Genomic DNA, 19181 nt, shown 5'->3' with positions numbered 1-19181 from the left:
CCCCGCCGACCGGTTCAGGCCTGAGAAGATGCTACAATACCGAAGATTCGGGAAACCTGACAAGCGTTCCCCGGGGCGCTTTCCGACCCTTGACTTCGCCGGCATCATGAAGCGGCTCGAACGACTCCGGAGGATCTACTGGACGGGAGCGCTTCTCGCCTTCTCCGCGCTCCTGGTCCTGGCAGCCGTTCTCTTTCTGAACCCGACTTCCGTCGGCAACCCGCAGTTCGTCTCGAATCTGACTCTCTGGTCCGCGGTCTGGGCCATCTATTTCATCGTGGCCCTGACGCTTCTCTTCATTTTCGCCCGGAATCTCATCAAGCTGTTTTTCGAGCATCAATCCAGGCGGGAAGGCACCCGCCTGAAGCGGAAGCTGGTGCTGACCCTGACCATCATTTCCCTGTTTCCGGCTCTGATCTACTTTTTCGTCGCAACCGGACTGATCAACGAAAACCTCAAGCTCTGGTTCAGTTCCCCCTCCGAGGACCTTCTGGAAGCGTCTGAAATCATTGCCTCGAACTATTACGAAGAGAAGAAGACCGTGAGCATGGTTGCGGCCCGCACCCTCGGCGGCCGGATCGATTGGGCCGGCTTCTCTTTCGATTCCGCATTGCGCGGCCGCATTGCCGAGCTCGGGTTCGACGGCCTGATGCTGGTGGATCGGGACCGGAAGGTCCGATTCCGGCAGGGCGATTGGGAGGATGCTCCGTGGGACCTTGCGCTGGACCATGTCCTGGACGGCAGGGAGTACTATGACGTCTCCTCTCAGGCCGACCTGAACCTGCGGAGGTTCGTCGACCGGGGATTGGCCGCGGTTCCGGCCCGAGGTTCCGACGGATCGGTGGTGGGGGGCCTGGTGGCCAGCTTCGCACTGCCCGACAGCGTCAAATTCCGCATTGGGGAAATGCAGGACGCGGCGGCGAGGCACCGCCAGTTGATGAGCAGCCGGCAACAGTTCGAAAACAACTACTTCCTGATCATGACCGTCACCACCTTGATCGTGGTGGTCGTTTTCGTCTGGCTGGGCACCTATATGGCCAGACGGATCACGGTTCCGCTGGAGGCCCTGGCCCAGGGCGCGCGGGAGCTTGCCGAAGGGAACCTGGACCACCGGGTGGAGCAGAAGGCGGTGGACGAGTTGGGCATCCTGGTGGACTCCTTCAACCGGATGGCCGACGAGATTCGCCAAAGCCGGCGGCGGCTGGAGCAGGCCAACGCCGAGTTGCGGGAGACCAACGAGCGCCTGGACGAACGCCGGAAGTACATCGAGACCATCCTGGAGAATATCGCCACCGGCGTGGTGAGCGTCGATCGGAACGATGTGATTCGCACCGTCAACCAGGCGGCGATGGAAATGTTCGGTGCGGGGCCGGAGCAGATCCTGAACCGGCCCTTGAGCAGCGTTCTGGAGCCGGATGTCTACGCCGATTTTCAGGACATGAAAAAACGGGTGAGCCTGTTCAGCACCGATCGGCGCCGGGTCAATTTCAAGCACGGCCAGGGCCAACCGCCGCTGACCGTCACCGCCACCACCACCAACCTGCCGTTCAAGAACGGCGTCGAGCACCTGGTGGTCCTGGACGACTTGACGGAGCTGATCCGGGCGGAGAAATTCGCCGCCTGGCAGGAGGTCGCCAAGCGACTGGCTCACGAGATCAAGAACCCGCTGACACCGATTCAACTCTCGGCCGACCGCATCCGGAACCGCTTCCACAGGATCGAGCGGACCCTCCCCGGAACTCGCGAGACCCGCCGGTTTGGCGAAACCTTGACGGAAGCGACGGCTCTGATCACCACGGAGGCGGCTACGCTCAAAACCCTGGTCGAGGAGTTTTCCCGTTTCGCCCGGCTTCCCATCTGCCATCCCGTGGAGGTCGATCCGGCCAGGCTGGTGGAACAGACCCTGGCCCGTTACGACGGCGCGTTGAAGAGCGTGGGGGTGAGCACCCACTTCGATCCCCGCATCAGGACGGTGCGCTGGGACCCGGTCCAGATCCAGCGGGTGTTCGTCAACCTGATCGACAACTCCCTCGACGCCCTGGTGGAAGTCAAGGGCCGCCGCCGGATCGGGATTCGCAGCCGCTGCGATCCGGACCGGGGTTCGGTGGTGGTGGAATTCGAAGACAACGGAACCGGGATCTCCCCGGAAGATTACGAGAATCTCTTCCTTCCCTACTTCTCCACCAAGAAGCGGGGCACGGGTCTGGGACTGGCCATCGTCAGGCAGATCGTCTCCGAGCATGACGGCTTCATCCGGGCGGAACGGAACGAGCCCCGCGGCACCCGATTCATCATGGAGTTTCCGTCCGCATGATCGGCGAGGCCGGCAAGACTCGGGGGCACGACCCGCTCAGGACCGGACGCCATCCCGGAATCCGGCTGTTGATCGTCGACGACCACCGGAGCGTGCTCCGTTCGTTGGCTGGAGTCCTGGGAGACGAGGGCTACCTGGTGGAAACGGCGGCCAGCGCCGAGGAAGGGCTGCGCCTCGTGGACCGGACCACCTACGACGCCATCTTCCTCGATATCTGGTTGCCCGGCATGGACGGGATCGATGCCCTCAAGCGGATTCGAGCCCGGCGCCCCCGCCAGTACGTCATCATGATCTCCGGCCACGGCACCATCGAGACGGCGGTCCAGGCCACCAAGTTGGGAGCCTACGACTTCATCGAGAAACCGCTGGCCCGCGACAAGGTCCTGCTGGTGCTGAGCCATGCGCTCAAGCAGAAGCGCCTGGAAACGGAAAACCGGAGCCTGAAGGACCTCGTCCGGCAGGAGACGGTCATGATCGGCACCTCGGTGCCGATGCAGGCGCTCCGGCAACAGATCGACTTCGCGGCCCCCACGGAAGGAAGGGTGGTCATTTACGGCGAGAACGGCACCGGCAAGGAACTGGTGGCGCGATTGCTCCACCTCAACAGCGCCCGCCGCGAGGGGCCCTTCGTCGAAGTCAATTGCGCGGCCATTCCGGACGACCTGATCGAGAGCGAACTGTTCGGCAGCGTCAAGGGAGGGTTCACCGGGTCGACCGAGAACCGGAAGGGGCGCTTCAAGCTGGCCGACGGCGGCACTCTCTTTCTGGACGAAGTGGCGGACATGAGCCTCAAGACCCAGGCCCGGGTCCTGCGGGTGCTGGAGAATCAACGATTTTATCCGGTAGGCAGCCAACGGCCCACCGAGGTAGATACGCGCGTCCTGGCGGCGACCAACAAGGACCTGGAGAAGCAGATCGAAACCGGACTGTTCCGGGAGGACCTCTTCTTCCGGCTCAACGTCATCCCCTTCGAAGTCCCGCCGTTGCGGGAACGCAAGGAGGACATTCCTCAGCTTCTGGACTACTTCATGGAGGTGCTCAGTCCTCATCATGGGAAACCGGCCAAGATCATTCCTCCGGAAGTCCGGGACCGGCTCCTCCGTTATCACTGGCCGGGGAACGTCCGCGAACTCCGCAACATCGTCGAAAGGTGGATTATCATGGTCCCCGGCGGCCGGGTGAAACTTTCTGACCTGCCCCGGTCGATCCTGGACGGGCCCGGCGCCTCCCGGCCGGAAGCCTGGAGCTGGCAGGAAGCGCGTTCGGCGTTCGAGTCCGATTTCCTGACCCGGAAGCTGCAGCAATATGGCGGCAACATTTCCAGAACGGCCGCCGAGATCGGGATGGAGCGTTCTCACCTGCACCGGAAACTCAAGGCCCACGGGATCAGCGTCGGCGCTTCGCGCGGAAAGCGCGGGGGCCGGCAGGAGCATTCGGATCCGGCCCGGGGACGAAAGGTGAACCGCTGACCGATTCGGGATCGAAGTTCATGCAGGCACTGATGGCATCCTTCGTCGCTCATTTGAGGTTCGAGAAGAACTACTCCCCCCACACCGTGGAGAGCTACTCCCGCGACCTGGACCAATTCCTCCGCCACCTGACTGACGGCCGCACCGACAGAGAGATCAAGCCTTCCGATCTGGACCACATCACCATCCGGGAATTCCTGAGCCGGTTGAGCCAGGCGGGGAACCGGAAGGTGACCATCGCCCGGAAACTGTCGGTATTGCGGTCCTTCTTCCGCTACCTTTACCGGGAGGGCCACCTGGACCAGAACCCGGCCAAGTTGGTGCGGACTCCCCGCCAGCCACTCAGGACACCCCGTTTTCTCTCCCTTTCGGAGGTCGAATCCATCCTCAGTCTGCCTCCGGCGAAGACCGTGAAGGGAATCCGGGACCAGGCCATTCTGGAACTCCTCTATGCCAGCGGCCTGCGGGTGGGAGAGCTGGTCGGCCTGAACCTCATCGATCTCTCCATGAACCGCCGGCTGGTGCGGGTCCGCGGGAAGGGGAACAAGGAGCGGGTGGTCCCCTTCGGAGAACCTTCCCGTGCGAGTCTGGCCGCCTACCTGGAGGCCAGGAGGCGCATCCTGGCCAAGCGCAAGGACCGTCCGCAAACCCCAGCCCTGTTCCTGAATCTGCGCGGAGGCCGCCTCACCGCCCGCTCGGTCCAGAGAAACCTGGGGGCCTACATCCGGCAAGCGGCCTTGCTGCTGGACGTCCACCCGCACCTTTTTCGCCACTCCTTCGCCACGCACCTGCTCAACAACGGCGCCGACCTGCGCTCGATTCAGGAACTCCTGGGACATGAGAGCCTCTCCACTACCCAGCGCTACACCCACGTCTCCATCGAGCACCTGCAGAAGGTCTACCGGGACGCCCACCCCAAGGCCTGACGGAGGAACGATTTCCAATCGGCCGGCTCCCCCTTGTTCGGACAGGTCCAAAGAATCGGCGGTTGGAAACCGCCGCTCCTGCGGGAATCGGCGGTTTGGAAACCGCCGCCCCTTCGGGAATCACCGGTTGGGAAACCGTCGCTCCTCGGGAGTCGTTCGGGATTTGGAATCGGTCTGCGGGCCCCTCGGTTTCTCCCCAGGACCCACCGGTTCGGTTGCCAGAAGACACCCGTCTCTGCTAGATTGACGCGCGAACGAAGAAGAAAATGTTGACTAAGGAACAGAAAGAAGAGCTCATCAGAGGCTACCAACTGCACCGAACCGATACCGGCTCGCCCGAAGTCCAGGTTGCCATTCTGAGCCACCGTATCGGTTACCTCACTGAACACTTCAAATCCCACAAGAAAGACCACCACTCCCGGCGGGGGCTGTTGAAACTCGTCGGTCAGCGGCGTCGGCTTCTGGACTATCTGAAGCGGATCGACTTCGGCCGCTACAAGGAGTTGATCGGTCACCTGGGAATTCGCAAGTGAACAGCGGTACGCCCAACCATAGTGTTTCCGAATCTTGACCCCGGCGACCCTCCGGCCACCGGCTTTCGAGCCGGACGGAAAACGGCACTCACACCCCCGGTGAGAATCTGCCCATACGGTTGCCGCGACGGCTGAGAACGGTTTCACGCACCGTAAAACCCTTAAAGGAGAAGGAATGTCGGAGAAAATAGAAGTTCACCTGGACGGTAAAGTCCTTTCCATCGAAACCGGAAAAATGGCCAAGCAAGCCGACGGCGCCGCCGTCGTTCGCCTCGAAGAGACGATGGTCCTGGTTTCGGCCTGTTCCCAACGCGAGCCTCGGGAGAATTTGAGCTTCTTCCCGCTGACTTGCGACTACCGGGAATACACCTATGCCGCGGGCAAGATTCCGGGCGGCTTTTTCAAACGGGAGGGCAGACCCACCGAAAAAGAGGTCCTGACGAGTCGCCTCATCGACCGTCCCATCCGCCCGCTCTTCCCGGACGGCTATGCTTGCGAGACCCAGATCGTGGCCATGGTGATGTCGGCCGACCCGGAGACGAACCCGGATATTCTGGCTCTGAATGGCGCGTCGGCGGCACTGGCCCTGTCCGACATCCCCTTCCCGTTTCCCCTCGGGGCGGTGCGGGTGGGCCGCGTCGACGGCCGCTTCGTCCTCAACCCCAGCTATTCCCAGTTGGAAGAGAGCGATCTGAACCTGATCCTGTCCGGCTCGTGGGACGGCATCACCATGGTGGAAGCCACGATGCGGGAGGTCTCGGAAAAGGTCGTCGTCGATGCCATCGAATACGGTCACGAGCATGGCATCCGGCCCGTTATCCAGGGGATTCGCGAGCTGGCGGAACGCCGTCCGGTTGCCAAACGGACCGTGGAGCCCGGATCGCTCGACCCGGAACTCGTGGACCAGGTCGAGGCCCTGGCCAAGGAGAAAATTCTGGAGGCTCTCCATACCCCCGGAAAATTGGCCAGCGAACGAAACATGAGTGACGCCAAGCGTGACGTTCTCGATTCCATCCCCGATGAAACCGGCGAAAAGAGAGCCGAGGCGGGAGTCTGCTTCAACCGGCTCAAGGAGAGGCTGTTCCGGGAACGGCTGCTGCAGGATGGACGCCGTCCCGACGGGCGCAGTTTCGACCAGGTGAGGGCCGTCTCCAGCGAAGTGGGCCTGTTGCCGCGGGCGCACGGATCGGCCCTTTTCACGCGAGGCGAGACCCAGGCCCTGGTGACGTCCACGCTGGGAACCGGAGATGACGCCCAGCGCCTGGATCTGCTCACCGGGGAGAGCTCGAAACGCTTCATGCTCCACTACAACTTCCCGCCCTTCAGCGTGGGGGAGGTGAGATTCCTGAGGGGCCCGGGCCGGCGGGAAATCGGGCACGGAGCCCTGGCGGAGAGAGCCGTCACGCCGATGCTTCCATCGGAGGAGGAGTTCCCCTACACGGTCCGAGTGGTATCGGACATCCTGGAGTCCAACGGCTCTTCGTCCATGGCTACCGTCTGCGGCGCCGTCATGGCGCTGCAGGACGCAGGCGTGCCGCTCAAGGGACCCATCGCCGGCATCGCCATGGGACTGGTCAAGGAGGGAGACGACTATGCCGTCCTGTCGGATATCGCCGGATTCGAGGACCACTACGGCGATATGGACTTCAAGGTCGCCGGCAGCCGGAACGGGATCACCGCCCTGCAGATGGACATCAAGATCGCGGGGGTCACGCGAGAGATCATGGAGGAAGCGCTGCTCCAGGCCCGGGAGGGCCGGCTGCACATCCTCGATCGGATGGCCGCGACCATAGCCGAGCCGCGCCCCGACATTTCCAAATTGGCGCCTCGTATCGTCACCATCAAGATCCCGGTCAAGAAGATCGGCGGGGTCATCGGTCCCGGCGGGAAGATGATCCGCAGCATCATCGATCAGACGGGAGTGAAGATCGACATCGAAGACGACGGCACGGTCAACATCGCTTCCACCAGCAGCGAGGCGACCGAAAAGGCGATCCGGATCATTGAAGATCTGACGGCCACCGCCGAAATCGGGAAAACCTATCTGGGGACGGTGATGAAGGTGGTGGACTTCGGAGCCTTCGTCGAGATCTTCCCGGGCACGGAAGGGCTGCTGCACATCTCCGAAGTCGCGGAACATCGGATCCGGGACATCCACCAGGAGATCAGCAATGGGGACAAGATGATGGTGAAGGTCCTCAATGTCGACGACAACAACAAGATCCGGCTCAGCCGCCGCGCCGTGCTCAGAGACCAGCAAGGGGATCGGGAACAGCAAAGGGATCGGGGGCAGCCGCGGCAGCCACGCCGTACGGACCATCGACGACGTCCCGGGCGTCGAGAGCAACAGGGGAATCGCCGGAGGCGCCGCCGGCAGCGCCGATGATCCCGGAATCGCTGAAGCAGGCCCTCCGCAACTTCAAGGAGGGCCGCCTGCCCGAGAGGGAGTTGCTCCGGCTGCTCCACGACCTGCCTTACGAAGATCTGGATTTTGCCAAGGTCGACCACCACCGGAGTCTTCGGCAAGGCTTTCCCGAGGTCGTTTTCGGGAGGGGCAAGAGTCCGGACCAGATCCTCCGGATTGCGGAGGCGTTGCTGGAGAACCACTCGAACCTGCTCATCACTTCCACCAGCGAGGAAGTCCACATCCGGCTGAAGGCGTCCTGTCCGGAAGCCGTGTTCCACAGCCGAAGCCGGATCCTGGAGGTGGTCCGGGATCCGGCCGATCGGGGCCGGGGCACCATCGGGGTCTTCGCCGCCGGCACCGCGGACATCCCGGTCGCCGAAGAGGCCCTGGTCACGGCAAGGGTCATGGGCAACAAAGCCGTCCCCTGCTACGACGTGGGCGTGGCGGGGCTGCATCGGATCCTGGGGCAACGGGAGCTGTTGGCGTCATGCACGGTGGTGATCGCCGTCGCCGGCATGGAGGGAGCCCTTCCCAGCGTGGTGGGCGGCCTGGTCGATCTGCCGGTGATCGCGGTTCCCACCAGCGTGGGATACGGGGCTTCCTTCGGCGGCCTGGCCGCGCTCCTGGGCATGCTCAACAGTTGCGCGGCGAACGTGTCGGTGGTCAACATCGACAACGGGTTCGGCGCCGGCTACGTGGCCAGCATGATCAACCGTCGGCGGGACTCCGACTGACCCGGACTGATTCTGGTAACTTCTAACCGGAATCTCTCACCGGCTCACTGAGGGCACGACAAGGAAAGGACCTTTTTCGGGCGCACACCGGCTCGGCATGTGAAGTCATCCGGGCTCCGCCGGTTGCGGCCCCGATCACGACTCAGGGATGAAGTTCGACGACCGGATCGTGGAACAGATCCGCAACAGCATCAATATCGTGGATCTGATCGGCGGCTACCTCCCCCTGAAGAAGCAGGGGCAGAACCACTCCGCCCTCTGTCCCTTTCACGCCGAAAAGACCCCTTCGTTTCTGGTCAGCGAAAGCAAGCAGATCTTCAAGTGTTTCGGGTGCGGCTCCGGCGGGGACATCTTCAAGTTCATCATGCTGATGGAAAACCGGACCTTTCCCGAATCGGTGAAGTTTCTGGCGGAGCGCTCGGGCATCGCGGTCCGTCAGTCGGAGGCGAGTCAAAACCCGCGGACCCAGCGGACGCAGCGCCTGCGTCAAGCCATGGAACTGGCCGGGAAACTCTACCGCCGGTTCCTGGAGCGGTCGGGAGCGGCCAGGGACTATCTGCAGAACCGGCAGATCAACGCTGAAACCGTCGAGCGATTCCAGGTCGGCTATGCCCCGGGCGGCGGTCAATTGGTTACCGAGCTTCGCCGGGAGGGTTTTACGAATCAGGAACTGATGGCCTGTGGCCTGGTCAAGGAAGGAAGAGGGGGCCGCCCCTACGAGTACCTTCGCCAGCGTGTGATATTTCCGATCCGGGATCTGCAAGGGAGGATCGTGGCCTTCGGCGGACGCGTCATGGGAGACGGCGTCCCCAAGTACCTGAACTCTCCCGACAGCGACCTCTACAAGAAAGGCGCCAATCTGTTCGCCCTGGACCTGAGCCGTCCGGAGATTCGCAGGAGGGGTTTCGCCATTCTGGTGGAGGGTTATTTCGACTGTGTCATGCCTCATCAGTTCGGCTTCCGGAACGTGATCGCCTCGCTGGGCACCAGTCTCACCACCGACCAGGCCAAGCTGCTGCGGCACTACACGCGTCGAGTCGTGATCAACTACGATCCGGACACGGCCGGAGCCAACGCGACCGTGCGCTCGGCGGACATCTTCGTGCGCGAAGGATTCAGTGTGAGCATTGCCCAGGTTCCAGGCGGCCGGGATCCCGACTCCTTTTTGAGAGAACACGGGGCGCAGGCCTACGGTGAGGTGCTGCGGTCATCCGTCCCTCTGCTGTCTTTTCTGCTCTCCTGGCTGGTTGGCCGGCACAAGGATCCGTACAGTCCCGCGGGTAAACGGGAAATCGTGGAACAGGTCGTGCCTCACCTTGCCGCGATCGCCAATCGAATCGAGCGCGCCGAAGCCGTGTCCCGGACAGCCTCGCTTCTGAGACTGGATGAGAACCTGATCCTGGCGGAGATGCGCTACGTCCGCAAACCCCGGTCCAGGCAACTTCTCGCAGCGCAGTCTCCACGGCCGGCGGCCGTCACTCGGGCCGAGAAGACCTTGGTGCTGGCCGCCCTTGATCCGGACCATGGGCATCGGGTCTTCAGCGAAGTGGAACCCGACTGGTTCGAGAACCTGGAATCGGGCAAGATCTTCAAGGCCTTGTTCGAATTGAACGGTCAGCAGCGGGGCCTGACGGTAACCGCGGCCTCGGAGCGGCTCGACGCGGATGACATGGATCTCCTGGAAAACCTGGCTCTGGCCGACGAAACGCTTTCGGACGAGGTCGTTCTCGAGTGCATTCGGGCGCTGAGACGCAAGCATTTCGAGAACCTGAGCCGGCAGGTGCAGCAACAGATTCTGGAAGAGGAGAAGAACGCTTCGTCAACCGAAAATTTGCAGGAGCTTCTGGCAATGAAGGCGCAGATCCGCAAGAAAATAGAGTCCGATTTTGTATAATGGGGGCGGCTGGCGGCATGAGAGAGAACGAAGAGAAGATTCCCGTTGAGGAAAGGTACGACGGCGTCAAGGAATTGATCGCCCTGGGGAAGGAAAAGGGCTATCTCCTTTACGACGAAGTCAACGACCACCTCCCGGACGATATCCAATCCTCGGAAGACCTGGACAGCATCTTCTACCTGTTCGGCGAGGCCGGGATCGAGGTCATCGACTCGGAGGAGGACTTCGAGTCTAACCAGCGAAGGATTCGGACCAAGACCGAGGCGGGTGAGGCAGAGCCCCCGGATCCCACGCTCGAGAAGACCAATGACCCCGTCCGCATGTATTTGCGGGAGATGGGCACGGTACCCCTGCTGACCCGGGAGGGGGAGGTGACCATCGCCAAACGGATCGAGAAGGGTCGAAAGACGGTGCTGAACGTGCTGTCCCGATCTCCCGTAGTGGTCAACGAGGTCATGCGCTACGGGGAAGCCCTGGGCGAGGGCGGCCTCAACGTCAAGACACTGGTGGTGTTCCGTGACGACGAGATCACCCCCGAGGTGTTGGAGGCCAGGCGGCAGACCATCATCCGCGTGGTGCGGGAGGTGGAAGAGCTGGAAGATGGGGCCAGCAGGATCCGGCACAAGATCCGGCGGGTCAGGAAACCCAAGGATACGCCCGAATACAAGAGCCTCCTGTCGCAGTTGGCCCGCTATCGAATTCCCATTGCCCGGCACATCCGGGCCCTGGATCTCACCCCCGCGACTTACGAGCGGCTCGTCAACGTCATCAAGCGAGCCGTCGACCGGATCGTCGCCCTGGACCAGGAGACCAAGAAGCTCAAGAAGCTGCACGAAGCCCCTCTGAAGCTGGAGGACTCCAAGAAGATCAAGCTTCGGTTACGAGAGATCGACAAGCACCTGAAGGAGATCGAAGACGAGGTTCTGGCCACTCCCGCGGAACTCAAGCGTACTTTGGCCACCATAAAGCAGGGCGAGCTCGAAGCCGATATCGCCAAGAAGGAGTTGGTGGAAGCGAATCTGAGATTGGTGGTTTCCATCGCCAAGAAATATACGAACCGGGGCCTGCAGTTCCTGGACCTGATCCAGGAAGGGAACATCGGCCTCATGAAGGCGGTGGAGAAGTTCGAATATCGAAGGGGATACAAGTTTTCGACCTACGCCACTTGGTGGATTCGGCAGGCCATCACCCGGGCCATTGCGGACCAGGCCCGAACCATCCGGATCCCGGTCCACATGATCGAAACCATCAATAAGCTGATTCGAACCTCCCGGGCGCTGGTCCAGGAATACGGCCGGGAACCGACCAACGAAGAGATTTCGGTGAAAATGGGGCTTCCGGTCAGCAAGGTCCGGAAGATCCTCAAGATCGCCCAGGAACCCATTTCCCTGGAGACCCCCATCGGCGAGGAGGAGGACAGTCATCTCGGTGATTTCATCGAGGATCGAGGGGTGACCTCACCCGCCGAAGCGGTCATCAATCTCAATCTCAAGGAACAGACGGCGGCCGTTCTCAAGACTCTCACCGATCGAGAGGAGCAGGTGATCCGCATGAGATTCGGCATCGGGGACGGAAGCGAGCATACCCTGGAAGAAGTGGGCCAGCGGTTCTGCGTGACCCGCGAACGGATCCGCCAGATCGAAGCCAAGGCCTTGCGAAAGCTTCGACACCCGTCCCGCAGCCGGAAGCTGAAGACATTCCACGAAGACAATGGGAATTCCGGCCGTACACTTTCCTAGGAGCCCGTCGTGAACTTCCGGCGCATTACCGCGACGGGGAACACGGGGCGGGCTCGGCGCGACCAGGGGGCAACATCGTTGCCGCCACCGGGTTTCGACCTGGGGACAGGATCTCCGGCCGGGATGCGGCGCCGTCCGAATGGCGCGGCAACTGTTTCACACGGGCGCTGGGAAGCGCCCTTTTTTTTTCGGTGGGCCCATAGCTCAGTCGGTTAGAGCGTCTGACTCATAATCAGGTGGTCGTAGGTTCGAGTCCTACTGGGCCCATAGCCACCGACGCCGGCTGCCGGTCCGGACCGTCCCATGGAGGCATGTGTTGAGCGAAGAGTTGCAGAGGTTGATCCAGCTGCAGCAACTCGACGCCAGTATCGTCGAGTTGCGGCAGCGGGTCTTGTCCATTCCTGACGAGATCGAGAATCAGGCCGAGTCGCTCCAGGAGAGTCACGACGCCGTAGAAGAGCTCCGGGAGCAAACCGACCGGCAAGCCCGGACCCAACGCCGGTTGGAGGGTGAAGTCGATTTGCTGCAGCAGAAGCTGTCCCGCTACCAGGAGCAGCTCATGGACGTCAAGACCAACCGGGAATACAAGGCCATGCAGCTCGAAATCGCCGGCGTCCGGGAACAGATCTCCAGCAAGGAAGATGAGATCCTGGAAATCATGCTGGCCATGGACGAATTGGATGACCAGACCCGCGAAGCCCGCCGCCGGGCCGAGGAACGGGCCTTGGAGGTGTCATCCCGGCAAAAGGAGTTGGAGACCTTCGCGGCCGGTTCCGAGACCAACATGGCCGACTTTGAGCAGGAGCGAAACCGGCTGGAACGGAACCTGCCCGAACCATTGCTCGAACAGTACCGCAGGATCGCCTCGGTCAACAACGGGCAGGCCCTGGCACCGGTCAGCGACGAATCCTGCCAAGCCTGCAACGTGACGCTTCGTCCCCAGCTCTTCACTGAGGTCAAGACCGGTCTGAAGATATTGACCTGCGAGACCTGCAATCGAATCCTTTATTATGTACCGCCCAATGCTATTAGTCGGTCCAAATGGAAGGCGGGTCCCATATGGCAGGCGATGAAAGGGGATTCCGAACACCCTAAGCCGAAGTGGATTCCAGAAGACCTCAAGTACCAACACTTTTCCCGAGATACAGGCCAGAAATTTGAGAAACAGATCCAGCAGAATGACCTCATGTTGATCTACTGGCCTGGGCCCGGGAATAGGATCTACATGGGTCTACAGATAGCCGCCGAAGAGGGGCCGTATGAACTTCCGAATTCGGTTCCAGGAGCGGATCGATGGCCGTACGGGTTGCGTGTCAAGTCGGCTGTATGGATTCCGGATCCGCAACGGGGAATCTCTCATGGCATAGCCAGACGCCATGTGTCACTGCCGCAAACGTGGCGGAGAGGGCTGGAAAGAGCAGATCAATGGTCCGGCATTGACTGGCTCATAGAAGAGATCAGGAAGCGGGGAATCAAGGCTGAGCGGGTGCCCAGTGGATCGATTGCGAAGAAGTGACCTACCTGAAATCAGACGCTGATTTCAGGGACGCCGGACAGTGTGATCGACCAAATCGTGAAGGATCGCTTGGAACAGTAAGTCTTTCCAGTGTCCGTTTACGCCCAATCCTTGGCGATTGCCGCCGCGGATGCCGGAACGACCGACCCGGGACAGATCTCGCACGTGTCAGCCATGAGGACCGCCTTCTACCGCCAGTTCTACTGGGCCATCACTGAATTCCCGTTCTACAAGACGATACTGGCGCAACCTCCCCGGCAGACCCTGCTCTATCTGCTTTATCTCTGCGCCCACGCCTCCTTGATCGTGACTCTGGCCTACGCATTTCACTTGGGCCCGGAGTTTCGGGAATTCGGAATCTGGCTCCAGGAGAATGTCCCTCCCATGCAGGTGAGCGAGGGCCGGCTCCGCGTGGAGGCGGACCAGCCGCTGATCCAGACGTACTCCGGCCGGGAACCCGTCACCCTGATCTTCGACACCACGGGAAGCCGCCAGGACTTGGCCCGTTTCCCGGAGCCGCTGCTCCTTTTCACCGAAGACGCCCTCGTGCTACGCCGGAACCAGTCGGTGGAAACCTTTCCCTGGACGGATTTCGGCTCATTCGAAGTCACTCCGGAACTGCTCCGGAACTGGCTTGAGGTCATGAAATGGGTTTATTTCCCAACCGCGTATTCCCTGGTTCTGGTATTCACCTTCGCGGTCAAACTGGTTCTGGCCTTGCTCTTCACTCTGCTTGCCCTCTCGGTGACGACCCGTTACCAAGTGAAGTTCCCTTATCCCGCCTATCTGGCGATCGCCATCTACAGCCTGACGCCCGCCGTAACGATTGAAACGGCGGTGACCCTGACCGGCCTTTCCATCCGCCATCTGGATGTGATCTCTCTGGCGACCACGGGCATCTACACCTATATGGCGACCAGTAGAATCATGGCGGAGAAGTCGGCCCGGTGAAGGATCGGATCAGGCCTTGCTCCGTTTGGATCTCCGCCCTCTTTGGAACGGCCCTGGTCCTCGGCGCCTCCTGGACCGCCGGCGGACAGCAGCGCCCGTCCTTCCGGGCCAAGGTCGACGTGGTGGACGTCTCCTGCATCGTCCGGGACCGGCGGGGCCGCTACGTGGAGGGCCTGACGCGGCGCGACTTCCAGGTCTACGAAGACGGAGTCCGGCAGGAACTTCTGTTTTTTCATCGAGAGAAGGCGGGGACGGAACGGTCCTTGTCCGTCGCCCTGGTCATGGATTCCAGTGCCAGCGTCAAGGACAAGTTGGCGTTCGAGCAGAAGGCCGCCATCGAGTTCTTCGGCGAGGTCCTGACTCGGGGAGGGGAGTCGGGAGCGGTGGTCCAGTTCGACAGTGACGTCCGGCTCCTCCACGATTTCAGCGCCGATCCATCGCAACTCGCGGACGCCATCATGGAGGTTCGGGCCGAAGGCGCCACCCGGCTCTATGACGCCATCTGGGTGACGGTCAGGGATCTGTTGCGGCACCGGGACGGGCGGCGAATCCTGTTGGTGCTCTCCGACGGCGCCGACACCCGGAGCGCCGTTTCATGGGAACGGGCGATTCGGACGGCCCAATCCCACGATGTGGTGATCTACGGAATCGGGGTGAAGAGTTCCGGTTTTGACGCGGATTTCGAGAAGCTGAAGCGCTTCGCCCGGGCCACCGGAGGCCGTTTCGTCAACTCCAAGGCCAACCTGAAACGTCTCCGCCAAGCCTTCAACGGCATCCGGAGGGATTTGGGCAATCAGTACAGCCTCGGCTACGTCTCCTCCAACGCCAAGGCCGACGGATCATTCCGCAAGATACGGGTTTCGCTGGCTCGCTCCGGGTTGAAAGTCAGGCACCGTGAGGGGTATTATGCAGCGGAATCGAATCCATGAGTCACAAGACCTCGGGCCCGGAAGCGGCTTTACCTCTTCAACTCCAACTCTGCATCCTCGAGGCGGAGTTGGAGAATATCCAAAGTGACCTGGACCGCCTTGAGATCCGCCGGGACGAACTCCTGCAACAGATTCGGCACTACCGGACCGAGCTGACGCAAGTTCAGGGCCGGACGGTTCTTCGCCGCGTCAAGTGACGCGCCGCCCCGGAAATCCTCCCCTTACGGATCAATCGGCCGAGGGCGGGATCGGCTTCTCCGCACACTTCACCTCATGGGGGAAAAGGCGGCAGACCGCTATTCGGACTTGCTTGTATTGAGCCAGTCCAGATAGTCGACGATGGCTCTCAATTCGTCGTCGCTGTACTCGGTGGAGACGGTCCGATGTTCCCATTTTCCATCCTGGGCCAGGGACTCGATCTCGTCCGGCCGGAGCGTGCGCAAGACGGGAGGAATCGTTGTGAGGTCAAAAAGCCGGACCCGGTCTTCCTCCTGAGCGACTCTCAGAGCGGCAAAGCTCTGGCCGTCCGTGAGCTGCGCTCGCAGGACGTGAGTGGCACGGCGGCTCCTGGTCCTTCCCACCAAGGTGGCGCCGAGCCCTTCCCCCAGCGCCAGCAGGTCGGGACCGACGGGAATGCCTCGACCGCCGGCCTCGTGACAGGTCCCGCAACGGGCATCCCGCGTCGCATCGAAGAACAGGTCCCGCCCGCGGGACGCGTGCTCCGGCCCGCCGAATCCAACGAAAACCGCCGGACCGGTTCCGGGAGGCATGGACTCGTCCGCCGGCGGTTCACGAGCGTCCATGGCCAGACTCCACACATACTCCACCACCGCCGACAGGTCCGTCTCGCTCAACTTCCCTTCCCAGCCCGGCATGGCCGACCGGGGGATCCCCTCGCGAGTGGCTTCCAGAATCCGATCGCGGCTGAGTTCCGTGCCTCGAAGCCGAGGCCCCCGGCCCGCCGTGCCGGCCGAACCATGGCAGTACCCGGTGGCGCAACTCTGAGCGAACACGACCTCGCCCCGAGAGACCAAATCCGGATCAGGGGAACTCTGCGCCAGTAACAGGAGCAACCAGATCATGGATCGTTCGCGGCCCGCCGCTGCTGAGAGCCAGCGATTCGCGGTGGGCATTTTCCTCAGGATTTCAGCGGACCAACCGTACGCTGCAACCAATGTGAGGTCAAGGGCTTCGCCCGGCCCAATCGCGCCCGCGGACGGTACGCGAAGTGGCTTCGTGGTAAAATTTCGGCAGGATACAGGACAGGAATGAAGTGGCACGAAGTGACGAAATCCGGGACCGGAACCAACCTTCCGGCCTTGAATCCCTTGGCCCGCCAAGGGAAGACCGACACCAGAAAGCTCGAATCAATTGGCCTCAACCCGACAAGGAGGCCAAACCAAAGCGAACCACCCACAGGAGACGACTTCAATGCTTAGACGAACCATATCCGTGATTGCGATGCTGACGATCGGGATCTCTCCGGTCGTCCCCATCAGCTTGGCGGGAGCCAAGGACGAGGCGCCCGACAATGACTATTGGTGGCCCAACCGGCTGAGCCTCGAACCACTGCGGCAACGGTCCGCGGAATCCGGTCCCCCCAGCAGAGACTTCGACTATCGGAAAGAGTTCGAAGGTCTCGACCTGCACGCGTTGAAGGCGGATCTCAAAAAGCTGATGACGACATCCCAGGACTGGTGGCCGGCGGACTACGGCCACTACGGACCGTTTTTCATTCGCATGGCCTGGCACAGCGCGGGCACCTATCGAACCCTCGACGGGCGGGGTGGCGCTGACGGCGGCCTGCAACGCTTCGCGCCCCTCAACAGTTGGCCCGACAACGCAAACCTGGAAAAAGCGACGCGATTGCTCTGGCCCATCAAGCAGCAGTACGGCCGCACGATCTCCTGGGCCGACCTGCTGATCCTGGCGGGTGACGTCGCCATGGAGTCCATGGGCTTCAAGACCCTGGGTTTCGCGGGTGGCCGTGTCGATGCCTGGCAAGCCGAAGAAGTGAACTGGGGACCCGAGGGCGAGTGGCTCGCCTTCGACCGGCGCAATGACAAAGGAGATCTGAATCATCCTTTCGGCGCGACGCAGATGGGCCTGATCTACGTGAACCCTCAGGGCCCGGGCGGCAATGCCGATCCGCAGGCGGCCGCTCACGCCATCCGTGAGGCTTTCGGCCGCATGGGAATGAATGATGAAGAGACCGTCGCGCTGATTGCCGGCGGCCATACCTTCGGCAAGGCCCATGGCGCCGCTGATCCGTCCAAGTACGTCGGTGTCGAGCCGGAGGCCGGGGATATCGAAGCCCAAGGTTTCGGCTGGAAAAACAAATACGGAACCGGCAATCGCGGCGATACGATCACCAGCGGCCTGGAAGGTGCATGGACGAGTCGTCCCGCGGAATGGACTCACGAATTCCTCACGAACTTGTACGGTTTTGAGTGGGAGCAGACTCGGAGCCCCGGCGGCGCCACCCAGTGGAAGCCCGCCGGCGGCGCCGCGGCGGACTTGGTCCCGGACGCCCACGATCCGTCGAAACGGCACGCGCCGATGATGCTCACCACCGACCTGGCTCTGAAGGTCGACCCGTCCTATCGCGAGATCACTTCGCGTTGGCTCAAGAACCCGAAGGAGTTCGAAGACGCCTTCGCCCGGGCGTGGTTCAAGCTGATTCACCGCGACCTGGGTCCCAGGTCGCGTTACCTCGGCGATCTGGCGCCGGACCGGGAATTCGTATGGCAGGACCCGGTTCCTGAAGCCGATCACGCCTTGATCGATGCAAAGGACGCAACCGCGCTGAAAGCCAAGGTACTGGCCTCCGGGCTTTCTACCGCTGAATTGGTCCGGGCCGCCTGGGCCTCGGCATCCACTTACCGCGGGACCGACATGCGCGGCGGCGCCAATGGTGGACGTATCCGTCTGGCGCCGCAGAAGGACTGGGCGGCAAACGATCCGGCCGAACTCGGCCGCGTGTTGAAGACCCTGGAGGGCATTCGCAAGGATTTCAACAGCTCGCAATCCGGCAAACGGGTTTCGTTGGCCGACCTGGTGGTTCTCGGCGGCGCTGCCGCCATTGAGCAGGCCGCTTCGAAAGCCGGGGTCGATGTGAATGTTCCCTTTGCACCCGGGCGTACGGACGCCTCGCAGGGACAGACCGACTCAGACTCCTTTGCCCTGCTCGAGCCCACCGCGGATGGATTCCGCAACTACTTCGCCAGCGGAAATCCCAGATCTCCAGCGGAGAGGCTGGTGGAGAAGGCGGCTTTTCTGAACCTGACGGTCTCTGAAATGACGGTACTTGTGGGCGGCATGCGAGTCATGGATGCCAATGCGGGGGACTCTGCCCACGGCGTGTTCACCGACCGTCCCGGCACCCTGAGCAACGACTTCTTCGTCAACCTGGTCGACATGTCAACGCAGTGGAAGAAGTCATCCACCGCGGGCATATACGAAGGTCGTGATCGCGCCACAGGTGATCTCAAGTGGACGGCGACCCCGGTTGATCTGATCTTCGGTTCCAACTCCGAACTCCGCGCAGTCTCCGAGCACTACGCGGTCGACGACGCCAAGGAAGAGTTCGTCCATGACTTCGTCGCGGCGTGGACCAAAGTGATGACCCTCGACCGCTTCGACCTCCTTTGATGGTGGAGCGGCGGCTTTCCTGCCGCCGAACTGGAGCGGGGGCATTTTTTAGCCCACTTTGGGGGTTTATGGGGGGCCGCAGTACCCCCATTTCGCGTACCGGCTAAAACCCCCCGTG

Annotated in this window: 14 protein-coding genes and 1 tRNA gene; 14 read left to right on the top strand and 1 reads right to left on the bottom strand. The window is 62.0% G+C overall.

Annotated elements, in window-relative coordinates:
• Positions 1-106: 106 nt before the first annotated feature.
• The 13 genes from OXT71_13660 to OXT71_13600 all read left to right on the top strand — a co-directional run bounded on the left by OXT71_13660 (position 107) and on the right by OXT71_13600 (position 15609).
• Positions 107-2314, top strand: a complete 2208-nt coding sequence (locus tag OXT71_13660; GenBank protein MDE2927437.1) for an ATP-binding protein — start codon at positions 107-109, stop codon at positions 2312-2314.
• Positions 2311-3783, top strand: coding sequence for a sigma-54 dependent transcriptional regulator (locus tag OXT71_13655; protein ID MDE2927436.1), 1473 nt, complete (start codon positions 2311-2313; stop codon positions 3781-3783). The genes OXT71_13660 and OXT71_13655 overlap by 4 nt, the downstream gene beginning before the upstream one ends.
• A gap of 20 nt (positions 3784-3803) precedes the next feature.
• Positions 3804-4709 (top strand): tyrosine recombinase XerC, encoded by a 906-nt coding sequence (xerC, locus tag OXT71_13650; GenBank protein ID MDE2927435.1) that lies wholly within the window; start codon positions 3804-3806, stop codon positions 4707-4709.
• Between the two features lie 266 nt (positions 4710-4975).
• The gene (rpsO, locus tag OXT71_13645; GenBank protein MDE2927434.1) at positions 4976-5242 is read left to right on the top strand and encodes a 30S ribosomal protein S15; all 267 of its coding nucleotides are present in this window, start codon (positions 4976-4978) and stop codon (positions 5240-5242) included.
• Positions 5243-5417: 175 nt separating this feature from the next.
• Positions 5418-7628 (top strand): polyribonucleotide nucleotidyltransferase, encoded by a 2211-nt coding sequence (pnp, locus tag OXT71_13640; protein MDE2927433.1) that lies wholly within the window; start codon positions 5418-5420, stop codon positions 7626-7628.
• Positions 7625-8383 carry a nickel pincer cofactor biosynthesis protein LarB gene (gene larB / locus OXT71_13635; GenBank protein ID MDE2927432.1) on the top strand — a complete coding sequence of 253 codons (759 nt, stop codon included), beginning with the start codon at positions 7625-7627 and terminating at the stop codon, positions 8381-8383. The genes pnp and larB overlap by 4 nt, the downstream gene beginning before the upstream one ends.
• 148 nt (positions 8384-8531) lie before the next feature.
• Positions 8532-10277, top strand: a complete 1746-nt coding sequence (dnaG, locus tag OXT71_13630) for a DNA primase (GenBank protein MDE2927431.1) — start codon at positions 8532-8534, stop codon at positions 10275-10277.
• 17 nt (positions 10278-10294) lie between these two features.
• Entirely contained in the window at positions 10295-12016 is a 1722-nt protein-coding gene (gene rpoD / locus OXT71_13625) for an RNA polymerase sigma factor RpoD (GenBank protein MDE2927430.1), read from the top strand.
• A gap of 193 nt (positions 12017-12209) precedes the next feature.
• Positions 12210-12283: transfer RNA gene (locus tag OXT71_13620), tRNA-Ile, on the top strand.
• Between the two features lie 49 nt (positions 12284-12332).
• The gene (locus OXT71_13615) at positions 12333-13532 is read left to right on the top strand and encodes a C4-type zinc ribbon domain-containing protein (GenBank protein MDE2927429.1); all 1200 of its coding nucleotides are present in this window, start codon (positions 12333-12335) and stop codon (positions 13530-13532) included.
• 90 nt (positions 13533-13622) lie between these two features.
• Positions 13623-14483: a DUF1189 family protein gene (locus OXT71_13610; protein MDE2927428.1), complete on the top strand. Its 861-nt coding sequence runs from the start codon at positions 13623-13625 to the stop codon at positions 14481-14483.
• Entirely contained in the window at positions 14480-15412 is a 933-nt protein-coding gene (locus OXT71_13605; protein MDE2927427.1) for a VWA domain-containing protein, read from the top strand. Before OXT71_13610 ends, OXT71_13605 begins: the two co-directional genes overlap by 4 nt.
• Entirely contained in the window at positions 15409-15609 is a 201-nt protein-coding gene (locus OXT71_13600; GenBank protein MDE2927426.1) for a hypothetical protein, read from the top strand. The genes OXT71_13605 and OXT71_13600 overlap by 4 nt, the downstream gene beginning before the upstream one ends.
• Before the next feature lie 99 nt (positions 15610-15708).
• Here OXT71_13600 and OXT71_13595 read toward each other — a convergent pair whose 3' ends face one another.
• Positions 15709-16545 (bottom strand): c-type cytochrome, encoded by an 837-nt coding sequence (locus OXT71_13595; GenBank protein MDE2927425.1) that lies wholly within the window; start codon positions 16543-16545, stop codon positions 15709-15711.
• 298 nt (positions 16546-16843) lie between these two features.
• Between OXT71_13595 and katG the strand changes: the two genes are divergently transcribed.
• Entirely contained in the window at positions 16844-19063 is a 2220-nt protein-coding gene (gene katG / locus OXT71_13590) for a catalase/peroxidase HPI (protein MDE2927424.1), read from the top strand.
• Positions 19064-19181: the final 118 nt, after the last annotated feature.

This window comes from Acidobacteriota bacterium (assembly GCA_028874215.1).
Lineage (GTDB): Bacteria > Acidobacteriota > UBA6911 > RPQK01 > JAJDTT01 > JAJDTT01.
Note: the sequence above shows the minus strand (reverse complement) of the source record. Positions and strands in the feature narration are given on the sequence as shown.